Annotated in this window: 11 protein-coding genes and 2 pseudogenes; 2 read left to right on the top strand and 11 right to left on the bottom strand. The window is 38.1% G+C overall.

Translation table 11 applies throughout. The features are described from left to right. Positions 1–4: 4 nt before the first annotated feature. The 3 genes and pseudogenes from ACZ5N5_RS08220 to ACZ5N5_RS08210 all read right to left on the bottom strand — a co-directional run. Positions 5–2,059 carry a glycoside hydrolase family 65 gene (locus ACZ5N5_RS08220; protein ID WP_464373619.1) on the bottom strand — a complete coding sequence of 685 codons (2,055 nt, stop codon included), beginning with the start codon at positions 2,057–2,059 and terminating at the stop codon, positions 5–7. Between the two features lies 1 nt (position 2,060). After that, on the bottom strand, positions 2,061–4,358 hold the full coding sequence (locus ACZ5N5_RS08215; protein WP_464373618.1) for an AraC family transcriptional regulator: 2,298 nt from the start codon (positions 4,356–4,358) through the stop codon (positions 2,061–2,063). Between the two features lie 101 nt (positions 4,359–4,459). Next, positions 4,460–5,152 (bottom strand): annotated as a pseudogene (locus tag ACZ5N5_RS08210) (type 2 periplasmic-binding domain-containing protein); the annotation flags it as partial. Between the two features lie 367 nt (positions 5,153–5,519). Here ACZ5N5_RS08210 and ACZ5N5_RS08205 point away from each other — a divergent pair. After that, complete coding sequence (locus ACZ5N5_RS08205; RefSeq protein WP_054789366.1) at positions 5,520–6,755, top strand: IS110 family RNA-guided transposase; 1,236 nt, start codon at positions 5,520–5,522, stop codon at positions 6,753–6,755. A gap of 142 nt (positions 6,756–6,897) precedes the next feature. Here the strand turns inward: ACZ5N5_RS08205 and ACZ5N5_RS08200 are convergent. The 4 genes and pseudogenes from ACZ5N5_RS08200 to ACZ5N5_RS08185 all read right to left on the bottom strand — a co-directional run. Further along, positions 6,898–7,740 (bottom strand): annotated as a pseudogene (locus tag ACZ5N5_RS08200) (type 2 periplasmic-binding domain-containing protein); the annotation flags it as partial. A 148-nt stretch (positions 7,741–7,888) separates the two neighbouring features. Beyond that, entirely contained in the window at positions 7,889–9,430 is a 1,542-nt protein-coding gene (locus ACZ5N5_RS08195; RefSeq protein WP_109984750.1) for an extracellular solute-binding protein, read from the bottom strand. Between the two features lie 17 nt (positions 9,431–9,447). Beyond that, the gene (locus tag ACZ5N5_RS08190) at positions 9,448–10,317 is read right to left on the bottom strand and encodes a carbohydrate ABC transporter permease (protein ID WP_054860692.1); all 870 of its coding nucleotides are present in this window, start codon (positions 10,315–10,317) and stop codon (positions 9,448–9,450) included. Continuing rightward, a complete protein-coding gene (locus ACZ5N5_RS08185; protein WP_277678458.1) occupies positions 10,318–11,250 on the bottom strand; it encodes an ABC transporter permease in 933 nt (310 codons plus the stop codon). Positions 11,251–11,645: 395 nt separating this feature from the next. Between ACZ5N5_RS08185 and ACZ5N5_RS08180 the strand changes: the two genes are divergently transcribed. After that, positions 11,646–11,933, top strand: coding sequence for a hypothetical protein (locus tag ACZ5N5_RS08180; protein ID WP_054789211.1), 288 nt, complete (start codon positions 11,646–11,648; stop codon positions 11,931–11,933). Between the two features lie 46 nt (positions 11,934–11,979). Here the strand turns inward: ACZ5N5_RS08180 and ACZ5N5_RS08175 are convergent, their stop codons facing one another. From ACZ5N5_RS08175 to chvE, 4 genes are all read right to left on the bottom strand, one after another. Continuing rightward, complete coding sequence (locus ACZ5N5_RS08175; protein ID WP_464373617.1) at positions 11,980–14,259, bottom strand: Ig-like domain-containing protein; 2,280 nt, start codon at positions 14,257–14,259, stop codon at positions 11,980–11,982. 338 nt (positions 14,260–14,597) lie between these two features. Then, positions 14,598–15,758, bottom strand: coding sequence for a multiple monosaccharide ABC transporter permease (mmsB, locus tag ACZ5N5_RS08170; RefSeq protein WP_054860697.1), 1,161 nt, complete (start codon positions 15,756–15,758; stop codon positions 14,598–14,600). 3 nt (positions 15,759–15,761) lie between these two features. Continuing rightward, entirely contained in the window at positions 15,762–17,294 is a 1,533-nt protein-coding gene (gene mmsA, locus ACZ5N5_RS08165; protein ID WP_109984850.1) for a multiple monosaccharide ABC transporter ATP-binding protein, read from the bottom strand. Positions 17,295–17,361: 67 nt separating this feature from the next. Beyond that, the gene (gene chvE, locus ACZ5N5_RS08160) at positions 17,362–18,468 is read right to left on the bottom strand and encodes a multiple monosaccharide ABC transporter substrate-binding protein (RefSeq protein ID WP_277678444.1); all 1,107 of its coding nucleotides are present in this window, start codon (positions 18,466–18,468) and stop codon (positions 17,362–17,364) included. Positions 18,469–18,839: the final 371 nt, after the last annotated feature.

Here is an 18,839-nt window from a genome sequence, read left to right as displayed (position 1 = left end):
TATACTAGATATAGACTTGGAACCCTTCGGCTTGAATATTCCACTTTCCATTGTCAGGAAAGCCTGGTACTACTTCCTTTTGCTCTACTCCATCCCATCCTGCTACCATCATTGCAATCGCAGTTAATAGGCCTCCATTACCAGGAAGATATACGGTTAATCCAGGTCTTTGGTAATTATGTCCATTCGGCAAATAAGTATTTTTTACGGCATCCATTAATAAGAACTCAACAGCTAATTCCTTCTCCCCTAAGCGAGCAGCTGTCATGGCACACATCGGAAAATCCCAGCCCCATGCTGTATCCCATTGCCACTCCTTTTTCACTTTATCTAGTGTAAGTTTCATCTTTTCCTTATCAATCAATGATCCTGGTAAAATACCAAAGGCGGCCACCATCGAAGGATGATCATGATTTTTTTCGGTAAAGGTATTGTCACAACGCTCATGGGCTAAATAAACGTCATCCTTCACACGGGGAGCCTTTATATTTTCTGCAACATGGAGCCATTTTTCTTTAGGATGGATTCCTAACCTTTCTGACCATTTGATCGATATTTCTAAGCCATACTTCCAATACTCGACCTCATATGGTGGATTAATGGAGTCCTCCATACGATGACATTCCTGTGCAGGTATTAAAGGAGGCCCTAATACATATACTTCCTGCTCTTCATCCCACTCTGCGAAATCTGCCATAAAATCTGCTGTCTCAAATACCAGCTCCTTATACTGTTTAATCACCTCTTCTTCATGATTTGCCCTATAGAGTAATTCTAGTAGCATAATCGGATGGGGCTGTTGCCATATAAGTCCAGGTGCCACTGGAGAGGGACTTTGTCTTCCATCTATTCCAACCATTTTAGGCCATCTTGCTCCCTCGAATCCTTGTTCTCTAGCTAATTTTCTTGCTAGTGGTAGAATGTTCGAATACCATTCTAGACTCTTCTCTAACTTTTCCGATCTTCCCCATAACGGAAAATGAGCTGCATGCCACCAATGCATTTCTAGGTGTGCTTTACCAAACCAGCTATTATACATCAAGCCCGTTTCCTGTGGTGGGATCGATCCACTACTATGAATGTTCGTTAAATATTGTGAAAGAACGATTCTCCGTTCTAATTCTGTTGCTCGAGTATCGGTACTACCTTCAAAGGATACAAAGGATCCACTTTTCCAGAAATCTTCCCAGTATCGCTCAGAGCCTTTAATTATTGCCTCTACTGAATGTGAATTTGTAATTTTCTTCGGACTAAAGGATACTGTGAAGGAATATTCTTCATTTGCTGGTGGGACGAGCTGAAAAAAATGCCTATCTAACTTTGTAAAGCTAGCACCATTTATGTCCCATTTCACATAATAACTGTCCTCATCCATCACTCGTTTTATATGGGCTTCTTGCTCATTTTGATCAATTAGCTCCGATTCGTGCCTATCTTGATGATCCCAGTTAAGCTTTGTTGCTTTCGCCCAACTATTATGACTAATATCAGGAGATGGAAATGATTGAAGAATTCGAAGCCTTCCTTTTTGTAGGAGATTGGACACCACCTTGACTCCAATCGCATCCATAACAGGATCACAAATTGTCGTTACGATTACTTCTTCGTCACAGACGAGGAAGCGACTGTTTATAACTCCAGACCATAGATCTAACTCCTGCTCGATTTCTTTTATCTCATTTATATCTATTTCTTCTCCCTTATCGTTCAGAAATTGAAAGGAAATTTGCCCCAACTGTAATCGATGTGGATTTTGTCTAAGCCAATGATAGGCTTTTGCTTGTTCACCAGGCTTCATTGGATAAGGTATCTTTCTTCCATAATGATTAAAGGCTTGATATTCGATATCTTGCTTCGTATATAAATCTTTGCCACCACTATCATGCCATCCCCAATTAGATTGAGTTCCTAATGGTGTTTCATATAAATGGGGAAATGTTTGTAAGCCGGTGAAATCAACACTAAAACCAAATTCCCCGTTTCCAATAGACAACGGTGATAGTGGTTCGATACCATGTATTTTAGGATTATGCTTTTGTACGGTTTTTTTTCTATTCAAATTAGTCTCCTCCTCGAATGTTTTCATCAGGGTGTTCTAATACTTTGTTTAATTTTCTGTACTTCCCTGGTGTCATTTCTTTATATTCGCGAAACTTCCGAATAAAGCTATTCTCATGCTGATAGCCTACCTCTGAGGCAATGTCTGCAATTTTCTTATCTGTTTTCGTTAAAAGCTCCTGCGCCTTTTCCATTCTTAATCTAGTAAAATAGCCATAAATCGTCTCATCCATCTCATCCTTAAACCACTGACTTGCGAGACTAACACTCACTTGAACGGATTCAGCGATTTCTGGAATTCCAATCGGCTCACCGAGATGATCATTCATATATTGAATCATTTTCCTACATTGAACATATCTTTTCGTGTCATTTAATTTCTTAATATTTTCTATTCTTTCGGAAATTCTATCTTGGAACAGCTTGTAGATATCCTCCAAATTCATTGTTAGAATTTCTTCATATGAGTAGTAAGTTGATGGATTCATATTATTAGCATTGGAGAAAATAACCTTTCTCACCTGTTCGATAAAATAAAAAGATAATTTCGGACTAATTCTACTATTCTTTATTAATTGAAATAATTTCGACACATTCTCAATGGCTTGCATCGGGTTCTCCATTGTCATGGATGATACGATTTGATCCATTAACTCTATATTTTTCGTATCCTTATCCTCTTCTTTTGGAACCTTAGTATAAATATTGCGGTAACCGTCAAAAAGGCGATATTGCAGTGCCTCCTCCGCTTCATTCATCTTATTTTTCAAGTCTTGTACTTTCACCCCCGTTTGGTGAAGACCTATCGAAACAGAAAACCCTAGAATGTTATCAATGTTCGAAAGCGCTATCTTTAAATGGTTTTCTAACTGTACTTTTTCCTCTAATTGTTGAATAATAACCATCATTTTATCCTTACCGATATCGACCGCTTCTACCTCATAATGGGTGGATAGCACCTCTGTCAGAATATTAATCATTCCGGATTTTACAACTGCTCGGTAATTAGCTGTAACACTTTCCTTCCAGGCTGGGTAGTTATCGATTGAAACGACCAATAATTGAATCTGGTCACTCTTCCATTCCCCAAAATAGGTTTGCCACTTCTCCTTCTGTTCGGAGGAGTTCACTAATTTTCCAATATACATGTCATATAGAAATTTAGATTTGGCCTCTACCTTCATTTTCTGGATTAGTCGTGATAGCTGGGCATGGTCACTAACTAGGTCATCTACAATATTTTCTAAATGAAGAAGATCCCGTCTGTAATGCTGGTTATCATCAACAAAGAACAGTTTCTTCAAACGTCTGATTGGCCTTAATTCAACAGAATGGATAAAGAAAATGGCAATTCCGCCTATAATAAGTGCAACTAGTGATACGATAAATACTACATTACGAATGGTTTTTGATTTAGCGAGAATACTCTCTTGTGATACTACGGAAATATATTTCCAGCCAGTAAATTCTGATTTGATTTGATTAGCTAATAAAATTTTATCGTTATACGTAATATTAGTAAGATTACCTTTACTAACTTCCTCATTCACAAATTGAACGGTATCTGCATCAAATGTATGGTTTCTTGTCATATGTAATATGGAATTGTTTTGGTCCAAAATATATTGCATGCTATTAGATTGTGGATCATCCGAGGACCTTAATTTGGAGAATAGCTCTCCTTGATTAAGATTAATCGCAATGATTCCTTTTGTTTCTCCTTTTACATTCACTTTCCGAAACAGAGTAATGTTAGAGCCTTTATGTCTTGCCCCTTCTGGTAATTCTCGGTATTTTACGATCATCGACTTTTCATTAAATTCCTCTAGTACATTAGTCCATTTTGCATCATTAAAATTAGCACTGCTTGAGCTATAGCCTTGAGGAATAGCTACAAAGCTGTCCTTTACGATATTATAAATATAAATACTCTTAATAAAGGAGGAGTTTTGGGTTAAGGTTGTCAGCTTACCATAAATCTCCCTCATATTTTGATACGAGAATGGGGATGGATTAGTTAAAAAATGGTTGATATTATGATCAAGCGCCAGTTTAACCGCTATTTTATCCGATTCAACTAAATATTCATCAATATAATTCATATTAATTTTTAACATTTGGTGCTGTGGTTCGTTTAATTCCTGTTGTAAAATATCCTTAGATGTGTAATAAGAAGAAAAACCAACCGTTAAAATAATAAAAAGAACAGGTATCATTAATATGAGCAGCAACCTTGTCTGGGTATCGGAAAGATTCTTTCGAAGCATATTCCTAATTCTTGACGGAAAAAACTTTGACATACATTCACCTGCTTCCCTTTTCTCCTTATTCTATGATATGTCCAACCATTTGATAAGATTATTTTAGGGGGGCTGTCCTGCGAAGTGACAGCTCCCAATGATTACTTTACTTTCTCATACCACTCCTGTACTCGTTGCGTTACTTCCTCTCCACCAGATTGCTTCCACTTTTCTATGAATTCATCAAACTTATCAAGCTTCCATTCGCCAATTACAATTTTCGTCAAATATTCTTGGAATAGCTTATGTGATTGAATATCGGGATAACCCTCATAAACCGTACTCGGTAATCCATCGCCTGCGATTCTTCTTGCATCACTAGTAGCTACGTCAAAAATATCCTTTATCATTTGCTGATCTTCTTCTGGAAAAGAGTTTTCGATACGAATATCCATCGATTCCTTTGTTTGGAAATTTAACATTCCTAGTGCCAATGGTGTCTCATCGGTTGCTGGAAGTAATACTTTTTCACCATCCACCACTTCATGCTGGGCACCTTCTATGCCATATTGAATAAAATCAGCATTCGCTGGATCATAGAAGAAATCTAGTAGTTTCAGGGAATGGATAGCATTAGCCTCTGAAGCCTTAGGAATTAGCCATTCGGGAAGTCCCATACTTTTCTGTGTGATAAATCCATCAAACCCTTCTACCTCAGGCAAAGGCATTCCACTCACATAAGCATTAGGTGCTTCTTCTCTCATGGCATTAAGCTTATCTAACAAATTAGCTGGAAGGTGATACCAGCTTCCTACTAAATTATTATTAATTTTTGCTTGCCAAACATCTCCTCGTATATTATATTTAAGCCCATCTGTTGGACTCACTATTTTCCTCATTTGACCTGCAATAAATTTCAAAAAACACTTGGACGTCTTGTGATGTTCCTAGATAATGGTCTTAAGGATCATTTGGGACAATTCTGTCATCTCCTGTGGCTAACCACATTTAAAGACTGTTTCCCAGTGTACGTGCAGACCTTCCTACTCGCAGGCTGTGCACTCTGTCCCTCGAACTTGGATGGTAGTAGCTCCAAGGCGGCTTTCGATACAGAGATAGTACTGATACACGAGGTTGTTGATCGGCGTTCACACTAGGGATATCCCGAGGCGTCCAAGATAGGTTCCAATGATTCTAATTTAGAAAGGAGGGGAATTCCCCATGCGATTATTTGTCGGATTAGATGTTAGTTCTTTTGATATCAAGGTTTGTTTGTTAGATAGTGAAGGTGTAAAGTTATCTTCCTTCACCGTGTCGAATGATTTACCTGGTGCTACTGCTTTACGTGAAGCTATTTTTCGTACCATGGATGGACAATCTGTGGAAGTATTAAAGATTGGCTTAGAATCCACTTCCGTGTACAGTTTTCATCCAGCGATGTTTTTTCATCAGGATGAAGAGCTCCGTAAGCTTGGTGCACAAGTATTTGTGATGAATCCAAAACAGATTGCCAACTTCAAAAAGAGTTATCCAGACATGGACAAGACCGACGAGATTGATGCATTTGTGATTGCCGATTATTTACGATTTGGTCGTTTATCGATGTCGGTGGTCAAAGAGAGTCAATACGTTGCCCTACAACAGTTGACACGCTCTCGCTACCAACTCGTACATCAGATGACCAAAGAAAAGCAACATTTTCTTCAACACTTGAGTTATAAGTGTAATACGTTTCAAGAAAACGTCGAATCTTCCGTGTTTGGACAAGCTATGATGGACTTATTCTTTGAAAAATATAGCCTGGAAGAACTCGCTCAGATGTCGATCGAAGACCTAGCTGATTACCTCCAAACCAAAGGTAAAAATGGTTTTCACGACCCTGAAAAAGTGGCCAAGTCCATTCAAAAAGCAGTACGTTCTTCCTATCGTTTGGATAAGGTAGTGGAAGACTCGATTGATCTCATCTTGGGCACTATTATTGAGCTGATTCGCACCATGAAGGCACAAATCAAGCAAATCGATAAAGCGATCACTAAAATCATGGCTGGCTTACCCAATACCCTGCAATCCACACCCGGAATTGGACCTGTATTCGCTGCTGGTATCATCGCAGAAATCGGTCAGATTGAACGATTTGAAGCAGAGGCCAAAATAGCCAAATATGCAGGACTATACTGGCGAAAACACCAATCAGGCAGGTTTACGGCAGATGATACTTCCTTATCTCGTAACGGGAATCAGTATTTGCGTTATTACCTTGTTGAAGCCGCCAACTCGGTGAGAAGGCATGTACCTGAATACCAAGCTTATTACGAGAAGAAATACCGTGAAGTACCGAAACACCAACATAAAAGAGCACTCGTCTTAACCGCTAGAAAATTAGTGCGTTTGGTGGATGCGCTACTACGCAACCATCAAATCTACACGCCACAAGGGAGCGTGAAACATGAAGCTTAGAAAGTAGCTTCTACAACCCTTGTGTAATTACCATTAATTTACATTTGATTAATGGTCTAGTTTCCTATTGCCTTTTTTAACAAAATTGCACCTTGATATCTAAATCTTTTTTATTTTGTATCTTGACATATTACCGCAGGTCTTTATTCAGAAATGTTTCATTATCAAGTAATTTCTCCTCATATAATCCACGAAGAAATCCAATAGCTGCTTTCATATTTTCCGTAGTACCAGCATAATGGATTTCACCATTATATATATCCCACTCCGGATAACCTTCCCACATTGCCACACCAAACATGGAAAACAAGTGATCCATCCACCTTCCAAATTCTCTCCCAGTTGTTGGGATTTCATCTGGCTTTCCATTTCCGTTCGGATCTTGATCTCGAAAAGCAATTAACATAGCTTTATATTCTTCCAACGTCTTTGGCATTTCCATTCCAACAGCTTCGAGCCAATCTTGACGTAATAATGCTGCACGTGAAGGCACCATGTATACTTGGGGCACATAATAGATTTTTCCATCAGGAGAAGCTGTACGAACAATATCCCAAGCTTCTTTAGGAATTCTCTCCCAAACATTTGGTGCATATTTGGGCAATAATTCATCTAGTGCTAGTGCGCCGCCTTGAGTGATCAATGTTTGTTCCACACCACCAATTGGTCTTAATATATCAGGAAACTCTCCTGAAGCAATCATTAGGTTAATGTATTCTGCTGGTTCTGATCCTGGCGGTGTTGTTTCCAATTGATACTCTACTCCAGTCTTTTCTTTAATATATTGCACATGCGGATCATCACTAGTAGGGATCGTTCCTTTTCCTAAGTGACTTTTAAAGACAGTTACAGTGGCCTTATTGTCTTTTTCTATTACTTCATTATTATCCTTCTGACTAGTTGATTCCTCATTTGTAGAGCAAGCGGTGAATAACACTAAAAATAAGATCCAAACCGTTAATAAATAATTATGATTTCTTTTCATGCTTTTCTCTCCCCAAGCATTTTTATCAAGCAGAACCTATCAGAATACTTAATGGCCGATCTCCACATAGTTGCTTTATACCTCTCGAAATCTTGATGTGGGATCTTACGATTCTACTCCCCTGCACAACGGCAGGGGAGTTATAGCTTTATTTTACTTTCTCATACCACTCTTGTACTTGTTTCGTTACTTCCTCTCCACCAGATTGCTTCCATTTTTCTACGAATTCATCAAACTTATCAAGCTCCCATTCACCAATCACAATTTTTGTCAAATATTCTTGGAATAGCTTGTGTGATTGAATATCGGGATAGCCCTCATAAACCGTACTTGGTAATCCATCGCCTGCGATTCTTCTTGCATCTGCCTTACTTACTTCAAAAATATCCTTCACCATCTGCTGTTCCTCTTCAACGAAGGAATTTTCGATTCTTAGCTTCATTGATTCATCTGTCGTTAAATTCAGCATTCCTAATGCAAGTGGTTTATCATCTGATGATGGTAGAAGAACTTTTTCGCCATCTACTACTTCGTGTTGAACACCCTCAATACCATACTGAACAAACTCTGCATTTTCCGGGTCATAGAAAAAGTCAAGAAGCTTCAGTGCATTAATTGCATTATCTTCTGATGCTTTCGGGATCATCCACTCAGGTTCTCCCATACTCTTCTGCGTGATAAATCCATCAAACCCTTCTACCTCAGGTAAAGGCATACCTGTAATATAGGCATCTGGTGCTCCTTCCTTCATTGCCGCATAGCGTTCACGAAGGTTTGCTGGGAGATGATACCAGCTTCCAACTAAATTGTTATTAATTTTGGCTGTCCAAACATCCCCTTTGTTCAAGAATGTTTCATTATCGAGTAACTTTTCTGCATAAAGCTCACGTATAAATGCGATTGCTGCTTTCATGTTTTCAGAAGTCCCAGCATAGTTGATTTCACCATCATAAATATCCCATTCCGGATAGCCTTCCCACATTGCTACACCGAACATGGCGAATAAATGATCCATCCATCTACCGAACTCCCTACCACTTGTCGGTAGCTCATCCTTTTTTCCATTTCCGTTCGGATCCTGATCGCGGAAAGCAATTAACATTTCTTTATATTCATCTAGTGTTTTTGGCATCTCCATCCCTACTGCGTCTAGCCAGTCTTGTCGTAATAAAGCAGCTCTCTCAGGGATTAAATAGACTTTAGGCACATAGTAGATTTTCCCATCAGGAGAAGCAGATCTTACGATATTCCACGCTTCTTCAGGAATTCTCTCCCATACATTTGGTGCATGTTTAGGTAATAATTCATCTAATGCAAGTGCTCCACCTTGGTTAATTAGCGTTTGCTCCACACCGCCTATTGGTCTTAAAATATCAGGGAAATCCTCTGAAGCAATCATTAGATTAATATATTCGGCTGGTTCTGAGCCTGGAGGGGTGGATTCCAATTGATATTCCACACCTGTTTTTTCTTTAATATATTGAACATGAGGATCATCACTACCAGGAATTGTCCCTTTTCCCATATGACTCTTAAACACCGTTACAGTTGCAGATCCATCAGCTGTTTCTTCTTTATTTCCTTCATCCTTACTGGTCGATTCATTATTGCTACTAGAACAAGCTGTCAGTACCAACAAGAACAACACGACTATAGAAAACAGGAATACATGATAACGATTTTTTTTCATACCCTTTTCCTCCTTCATTATTCTTTCAATGACCCAAGTACCGCACCTTTAACAAAGTATTTTTGTAAATAGGGATAAACTAAAACAATGGGAATCGTAGCAAATATAATCGTAGCTGCTTTTAATGTAGTGGTATTGAAGTCAAAATCACCCATTATTAAATCGACAGCTGCAAGCTCCTCTTCTGACGTAAAAAATGCTCGTAAACGCATTTGCAATGGCCAAAGCTCTGGATTTCTTAAGAAAAGCACCGCCGTCTTAAAGGTATTCCAATACCCGACAGCATAGAATAAGCCAATTGTAGCCAATACTGGTTTGGATAACTGTAAATAAATTTGAAACAATAAGCGAAATTCATTACAGCCATCGATGCGTGCTGCATCATCAATATCCTTTGGAATTCCCATAAAGAATGTACGAACAATGACCATATTAAAGGTGCTAACAAGTCCTGGTATAATTAAGGCCCATATCGAATCCATCAATCCCACTTCTCTTACGGTCAAGAAAAAAGGAATCATCGGTGCATTAAATATCATCGTGAGCACCATGATTAACATAATCGGTCTTCTAAGCAAAAATTCCTTCCTCGATAATGGAAACGCTGTCAAAATGGTGAACAGCATACTTAGTAAGGTTCCGACAATCGTAATAAATACCGTGACACCGAACGCTCTCCATAATACTTCATTTTGAAGGATATGCTCCCAAGTAGCTAGTGTAAATTCTACCGGTATTAAAAATACTTTTTTCGAATCAGCGGCTATTGGGGAGCTAAAGGAAACCGCCAATAAATGCAATAAAGGCGCAATCATCGTGGATGCCAATACGATAAGCACCGTGTAGTTAAACACTTGAAATAATCTTTCTCCAATTGATTGTTTCATTTACCACAACCCCTGTTCTGATTTTCTTGCCAGTCTGTTAAATATCCACAGTAACGCAAAACCGATAACCGATTGGAACAGGCCAATGGCTGTTGTTAAACTATATTGTCCTTGTAGAACCCCTGCGCGATATACATAAGTTTCGATGATATCCCCAACGGAGTACGTCATCGGTGTTAATAAGTTAAAGATCTGGTCAAAGCCTAATTCTAAGAAATTACCAATGTTTAATAAGAACAAGACAGAAATCGTTGGTAACAATAATGGAAGGGTAATGTAAATCGTTTGTTTAAATCGGTTCGCTCCATCAATCACTGCTGCTTCATATAGGCTTGGATTAATTCCTGTTATGGCAGCTAGATATATAATGGTACCCCAACCAACTTCCTTCCAGATCCCAGAAATAATAACAATCGATCGGAAATAACCTTCCTCCTGCATAAACAATATCGGTTCCAGTCCAAAAAGGTCTCTTATTGCATTTACTAAGCCTTGGCTTGCCAGAAGCTCAAACACAATACCTCCAACTACAACCCATGATAAGAAGTGCGGAAGGTAAAATAAGCTTTGTACAGTTTTCTTCACAATTAATAATCTTACTTCATTGAATAGTAAAGCTAAAATAATTGGTGCTGGAAATTGAAATATCAATTGATATAAGGCAATCAATGCCGTATTTCTCAATACTTCATGAAAATCCTGATAATGTAGTAGATGCTTGAAATTTTCAAGACCTACCCATGGACTACCTAGTATCCCATTGAAAATTTGATAATCTTGAAATGCTATTACACTACCCATAAGCGGAATATACTTAAAGACAATATAATAAATAATACCAGGTAAAATCATTAAATAAAGCATCCAATGTTTACGTACATTTTTGATCAATCCATTTTGAAGCAATCGATCAAACCGGCTATTTGTTTTCATTACAGCTTGTTCATTTCCTACATGCTCCTCCATGCACTCCCCCCTTTCTCTTTTTTGAACCTCACTTTCGATCAGTGAACTATCCTGATAAATTGGGACCCCCACCAGTGTTGGACTAGGCTTTTTGTCAAAGGATTGATAGTTTCCCACCGATGGTTAGCGAAACTTTTCAGGATATTATCGTCTGTTATCCCTCATTTAATCTTAGAATGAAGGTTGCAGACAGCTATCACTGTGATAAAATCATATCGTGAACTTAATCTAACAAACAATCAACCATTCCTACATTTACTATTCAATTCTTATTTCGAGGCATAATCAATAATTTGTTGAGGACTTGTTGGTTTTGTTTGTTCTAAAATCGGTAGGAGCATTTCATAAAGGAGGATGGTGGATTGGAGAACAAGAGATGGATACACAACTTATTCGGTCCTAAGTATGAAGGCTTAAAGCTCATCATTTTTAATGCCATATGGTTATTACTTTATACCATTTTTTGGAGCATAGAAATACAATATAATCCGCTCTTACTTACCCTATTGTGTATGTCCAGTTTACTTCTCGTGTATCTGTTACTCAAAGGGAAAATGAAGGGGCTAAAGAAACTAGAAGTCATCTCTTCTGTTGGAATGATAGCAGTTTGGATTACTGCATTGTTAATGATCATAATGGGTTACTCCTAGTATTAAAAAGATCTCTCCATCAGCTAAATGGATGGAGAGCAGTACGTTACTTAATATTACCTTCCAATTGGATGTTTGAGAAGGCTGCTGTTGTGTAATGAACAAGATCATTCGGATTCTTTGCCCCATCGACGGCAAATCCGATATAAACTTTCTTCTTCATGTCTATCTCTTTTCTTCCTACCTCGATCCACTCATTTCCATTTGCAGAAGCATAACCGATGAATTCATTTCCCTCTCTTTCAATTTTTAACCAATAAGGAATAGTTGTATTTAATAAGGACGGGACACCATTTTCCTCTGGTCTATCATTCTCTCCAGGAGCCACAATGCTTTCTCCTTTAGTATCCCTTGAAGAAAAGTGTATCGCATATAATGTATCCTGACGATCTGCTTTTATGACAGAAGTACTGATCATCGCCGTTTTGGCATCTGGGCTTAACTGATCTCTAATCATTAAACCAGATATCGCATTATTGTTTCGTTTGGTGATGGATTCCACCTTAGCCGTTACCGATCCATCTCCTTCTAGCTTTTGATAGGCCAATTGAAAGGCATCCTTTTCCCCCATAATTCTTCCTGTTCCTTTTACCGTTAATAAACCATCCTTTATACTTGCATTGCCCTTCACCTCAACAGAGCCAATATCCTTTGATTTCCAATCACTTCGGTTTTTACTATTCACATAAATGGCAGTGGAGGTTGTTTGCGTCGCATTTCCTTCCTTATCTGTTGCCCTTGCTGAAACAAACCATGTTCCATCAGGAGCATCCTCCCATGTGAATGAGAAGGAACCGCTTGTCGCCTCTCCGATTTTTTCATCATTTTTAAAATACTCTACTTTTTCAATATTTTTCTTATCTTCAAGCTTTACATTAAATTGGATTTTTTTATGTGCTTTGTGGACACTATTTGCTTTTGGTGATACTAATTCCACAGAAGGATTTTCTGCTTCATGCTCCATATCTACAAGGGAATGAAGATAAAGCTCAAGATTAGAATACCCTGATTCTGTTATTAGTTTTCCATCCTCTGCGTTATCCGGGTCAAGACTGTTGGCTATTTCCCATTCATCCGGCATACCATCATGATCAGAATCTGTCGGAGGCTCCTCCGACTCCATTTCTGGAAATCCTCCAACCTCCCACTCATTATTAATGATACGTCCTGTTCCATTTTTTACATCATAGACGACTCTAGCATCGACTGCATCTCTTCGAGGTAATGTAGCACCAGCTCTTTCTAATACTAGATCATAGGCTTCTTCTGCTCGTTTAATATTCAATGTATCATGCCCTAATACAGGATATGGACTATCGCCAAAGGTTACATCCTCTTTAATATCCTCTACGCCTAACCAATTATTATTACTAACTTCTTCGTTGTCATGCATCACATTGCCATCAATATAGAACCAACCTGGCTCTCCATCTCTTCCGGGACTAATAATTCTTTGTTTTACTTGATCATAGGTTGCTGGACCAGGCTTATAATAATTGTTGATAATATTATTTTGTTGATTTTCCCCACCATACATGGAATTAAATCCCCAGTTATAAATAACATTATTCACTAAGTCTGCATGGGAAACAGGGTGCATTTCATTTCCCGTATTACCTAAAGCGGGGTTTCTACTAATATGTGTAGCAATTAAATTATTACTAAAGGTAGCATTTTCCCCACCCCATATTCCACCATATCCGTGACGGCCTTTAGAATGACCAGATATTAAAAGACTTTCGCTTATAATACTCCACTGTACCGTTGTATTTTCATTCCGATAGAAGGAAAAGGCTTCATCTATTCCCCAGCTTGCAGAAACATGATCTATGATCGCATCCTTAATATCTCTCCCACCAAATGCATCGAATTCCGTTTCTAGATTGTCGCTACCTGGTCTAAATCTCATATATCGGACGATGATATTTTTCGAGCCACCAATATCTGTTCCATATCCCGCAACTGTAATCCCTGCTCCTGGTGCAGTTTGACCTGCAATGGTAATGTTTTTTCGTTTAATTCGTAATGGTTGTTTCAAATGAATCGTACCAGAAACCCGAAAGACAATCGTGCGATTATCTTGGCTAACCGCATCTCTTAATGAACCTTTAATCGGTTCTTCTCCTTCTCCATAATCTTCTATTGTTGTAACTTCATATACATCCTGACCTCTACCACCTGATGTGTACTTCCCTCCCCCCTCCGCTCCAGGGAAGGCCAATACGTTTTCTGGATTTTCGCTTGTGCTAATTGCCTGCACGGAAACTCCATCAAGTATTAGGGAAAATGTAAGCAATAGCGTAATTATGAATATGAATTTTTTCATATTACCATTACCACCCTTTCTTAATGAATTTTATAGCTTGTCTTCATTTTATCAAGGAAAGGATTACATTTTTTCCTCTTTTTCGCGTTAAATGCTTACATTTTTGAGCTTTGAATTGGATACAAGCTTTCTGCCAGTGGAAAGGAATTTAAGAAGGGTTAATGCAGGCGGACTGAGGGGAGGATATCTTGGTTATCTTGCTCTCCCGGGGGAAGATTGCCAAAATAAAAAGGGAAAGCTTGATAATACAAAAATCTGTAACATTCAGAGTTTTACTAAAGTTATTCGTAAAAATTACGTCATCACACTAAAAAGCCCGCTTTCAAAGCGAGCCTTTTCTAACCTTTATTTTTATTATACACATCAAAGCCAACTGCAATTAAAAGAACCATCCCTTTGATCGCTTGTTGCCAGTCGATACCAACACCGATCAAGGACATACCATTATTCATCACACCCATTACTAATCCACCGACGATTGCTCCAATGACTGTACCAACACCACCTGCCATGGAAGCACCACCGATAAATACGGCAGCAATTGCATCTAATTCTAACATGTTACCAGCAGCAGGTGTGGCAGAATTTAGCCTTGCTGCGAACATTAGACCAGCTAACGCAGCTAGAAGCCCATTATTGACGAACACCCAGAATACGACGCGCTTTGTTTTAATACCGGATAGATCCGCCGCTTTTTTGTTTCCACCTGTTGCATAAATATGACGACCCATGATCGTATTTTTCATAATAAATGTGTAGACGATAATTAACACTATGACGATAACGAGAACAGTTGGAATACCTTTATTTAATGCTAATTGATACATAAACCAATTGATTGCTAGAATCAATAATGCTAGTTTTGCAATCGTGATCCATATTGGAATCACCTCAAAATTATATTGAAGCTGAATTTTTCTTTTTCGAAAATCCAAATAAATTAAAACGATGGATAAGACAGCGGATAACACTAACGTAAAAATATGAATGGATGCTCCACCAAATACATCTGGAATAAAACCACTACTTATTTTTTGAAAGGATTCTGGGAATGGCGCGAGAGATTGACCATCCAATAAATATAAGGTTAATCCTCTAAATATAAGCATTCCTGCTAAGGTTACAATAAACGATGGTATCCCTACATAGGCGACCCAAAAGCCTTGCCATACTCCAATCAGAGCGCCTGCTAACAGAGCGATAGCTACTGCTAGCCAAACGGGTACATTATTGTTAATAATTAAAACACCTGCTATTGCTCCAATAAAGGCAACGATCGATCCAACGGATAAATCGATATTACCTGTAATAATGACAAGTACCATTCCAATGGCTAATACAAGAATGAAACCATTTTGCAAGATTAAGTTCGTTATATTTAATGGTTTAAAATTCACACCATCTGTTAAGAACCAGAATAATGCGGTAATAAATACTAATGCAATAACCATTCCGTATTCGCGAATATTATTTCTAAATAAATGAATAAGTGTTTGCATGAACTAGTTCCCCCCTGTTCCGGTCATGAGATGCATAACATTCTCTTGATTTGCTTGAGCACTGCTTAACTCTCCTGTAATACGACCTTCATTCATCACATAAATTCGATCAGATAATCCTAAAACCTCGGGTAGCTCTGATGAAATCACTAAAACCGCTAAGCCTTCCTCAGCGAGTTCATTTATTTGTGAATAAATTTCGTATTTTGCACCAACATCGATACCGCGAGTTGGTTCATCTAAAATTAATATATTTGGTTCAGCGAAAATCCATTTACTTAATACTACTTTTTGTTGATTTCCACCACTTAAATTCCCTACAATTTGTTTTACACTTGGTGTTTTAATATTTAGCTTTTCTCGTAATTGCTGTGCTTCCATAATTTCTTTATTTTCATCAACAACCGATCCATTGGAGATCCTAGTTAAATTGGCTAATGTAATATTTCGCTTTATATCCTCAATTAAGTTCAGTCCATATGTTTTACGATCCTCTGACACATAAGCAATACCATGATCTATTGCTTGACTCACTGTGTTCACTTGAATCAGTTTTCCATTTTTGTATAATTCACCACTAATTTTTTTACCATAGCTTTTTCCAAAGATACTCATCGCAAATTCTGTACGTCCTGCTCCCATAAGCCCAGCAATTCCTACAATCTCCCCGCTGCGGAGATGTATATTTACATCCCGAATAACCTTGCGATCTGTCTGCTGTGGATGATAAACATTCCAATTTTTCACTTCAAAGATGGTTTCGCCAATCTTTGGTACTCTTTCTGGGAATCTGCTCGTTAATTCACGACCAACCATCCCTTTAATAATTCGATCTTCTGATATTTTCTCGTTTGTGGCATCTATTGTTTCGATCGTCTGACCATCACGTAATACGGTAATCGAATCAGACACAGCTGAAACCTCATTTAATTTATGGGAGATTAAAATAGAGGAAATGCCTTGATTTTTTAATTCAAGTAATAGTTTTAATAAATTCTCACTATCGGTTTCATTTAATGCTGCAGTTGGTTCGTCTAAGATAAGAAGCTTAACATTTTTTGATAATGCTTTGGCGATTTCTACCAATTGCTGCTTCCCTACCCCTATTTCCATTACTGGTGTTTCTGGCGATTCCTTTAGGCCAACTCTTTCTAGGAGCTTTTTGGATTGGGCAAAGGTTTCCTGCCATTTAATCATACTTTTGGATTGGCGTTCATTTCCTAAAAAAATATTTTCTGCAATCGACAGAAATGGACTTAGCGCTAATTCCTGATGAATAATGACGATGCCTAATTCCTCACTTTGCTTGATATTTTTAAATTGGCATTCCTGACCTTCGAAAAGGATTTTGCCATCATACGTTCCATATGGATATACACCACTTAACACCTTCATCAGTGTTGACTTCCCTGCTCCATTTTCACCAACAAGTGCATGAATTTCACCTTGCTCCACTTGTAAATTTACATCGTCCAATGCTTTAACTCCAGGAAAGGTCTTTGTAATGCTCTCCATTTCCAATATATATGCAGACATGTCCATCACCTCTTTTATAAAAAAACATGGGGAATGAAGTGGCGAATTCACCACTTCATCTCCTTATTTATTGAAGCTCTTCTTCAGAGTAATAACCACTATCAATGACTACTTCCTGGTAATTGTCTATATCCACGGATACTGGTTCTACTAGATAGGTTGGAACCACTTTTACTCCATTATCATATGTTTCCGTATCATTCACTTCTGCTTCTTCACCATTCAGAATAGATTCTGTCATATTGACTGCGACAGCTGCTAGATCCCGAGTATCCTTAAAAACGGTTTGGGTTTGTTCACCCGCAATAATAGATTTGATGGAAGCAAGTTCAGCATCTTGTCCTGATATAACTGGTAATGATAGATCACCAGATCCATAGCCTACACCTTTTAAGGCTTGAATGACACCTCGACTAATACCATCATATGGTGAGAGCACGGCATCCACTGTTTCTCCACCAGAATAAGAGCTGCTTAGAATATTTTCCATTCGTGATTTTGCTGTATTTCCATCCCAACGCATGGTTGCTGCTTGCTCAAAGTCTGTTTGACCACTTTGAACAACCAATTTACCTTCATCGATATATGGCTGAAGGACACTCATCGCACCATCCCAGAAGAAATAGGCATTGTTATCATCTGGTGATCCGCCAAATAATTCAATATTAAAAGGACCTGCTTCTTCTTTTAAATTCAACGCTTCTTCTATATAGGATGCTTGTAACACCCCTACTTGAAAATTATCAAAGGTAGCATAATAGCTCACATGATCTGATTCCATAATTAAACGGTCATAAGCTATTACTTCTATTCCTTGATCATTTGCCTTTTGCAATACATTGGTAAGAGCAGTACCATCAATGGATGCGACTACTAAAACCTTTGCACCTTTTACAATCATGTTTTCTATTTGCTCGATTTGTTTATCTACATCATCTTCTGCATATTGAAGGTCTGTTTCATATCCAAGTGCCTCTAATTGCTCGACCATATTGTTTCCATCATCTACCCATCGTTGGGATGATTTCGTTGGCATCGCAACTCCAATTAAACCTGATTCGGATGACTCACCATCCTCTCCAGAACCACTGGACTTCTCTCCTCCACCACATGCCGCTAGTACTAATAGAAGACTAAACAAAATTGCAAGAAAACCTAATTTTTTTCTCTTCATCATTGAAACCCCTTTCAATATTAGAATGGATTATCGTTACAATCGTTAATATACCAATAATTAAAAGGAAAGGCTTTACACTTATTTAAACAGTTTTTATAAAATTTTAAACAAGTTCCTCAAAACTTTATTGAACTCCATTCTGATCATATGGCATGATTTATTTAGTTAAAATTTTCCAGTTTAAATAAACAAAAACTCAAGGGAATCTGTTAGGGGGACATACGAAGGAAACAGGGGAGCAATAATACATTGAGAATTATTAATAAAGGAAGAGAGGGATAATACCATGGCTCAGCTTTTAAAAGCATTTTCAACTGGCCTAAGTGTTCTATTTTTATATGTACTAACTGTTTTCATTGCACCAATCG

The sequence above is a fragment of the Gracilibacillus sp. JCM 18966 genome (genome assembly GCF_055392695.1).
The sequence above is the reverse complement of the archived record's forward strand: the minus strand, read 5'-3'. Positions and strand labels throughout refer to the sequence as shown.

Excerpts from the sequence above, each read along its gene's own strand:
- mmsA (WP_109984850.1), bottom strand. The coding sequence starts at position 17,294 with ATGTCTGCATATATATTGGAAATGGAGAGCATTACAAAGACCTTTCCT.
- ACZ5N5_RS08195 (WP_109984750.1), bottom strand. The coding sequence starts at position 9,430 with ATGAAAAAAAATCGTTATCATGTATTCCTGTTTTCTATAGTCGTGTTG.
- ACZ5N5_RS08215 (WP_464373618.1), bottom strand. The coding sequence starts at position 4,358 with ATGTCAAAGTTTTTTCCGTCAAGAATTAGGAATATGCTTCGAAAGAAT.
- ACZ5N5_RS08190 (WP_054860692.1), bottom strand. The coding sequence starts at position 10,317 with ATGAAACAATCAATTGGAGAAAGATTATTTCAAGTGTTTAACTACACG.
- chvE (WP_277678444.1), bottom strand. The coding sequence starts at position 18,468 with ATGAAGAGAAAAAAATTAGGTTTTCTTGCAATTTTGTTTAGTCTTCTA.
- ACZ5N5_RS08175 (WP_464373617.1), bottom strand. The coding sequence starts at position 14,259 with ATGAAAAAATTCATATTCATAATTACGCTATTGCTTACATTTTCCCTA.
- mmsB (WP_054860697.1), bottom strand. The coding sequence starts at position 15,758 with ATGCAAACACTTATTCATTTATTTAGAAATAATATTCGCGAATACGGA.
- ACZ5N5_RS08185 (WP_277678458.1), bottom strand. The coding sequence starts at position 11,250 with ATGAAAACAAATAGCCGGTTTGATCGATTGCTTCAAAATGGATTGATC.
- ACZ5N5_RS08205 (WP_054789366.1), top strand. The coding sequence starts at position 5,520 with ATGCGATTATTTGTCGGATTAGATGTTAGTTCTTTTGATATCAAGGTT.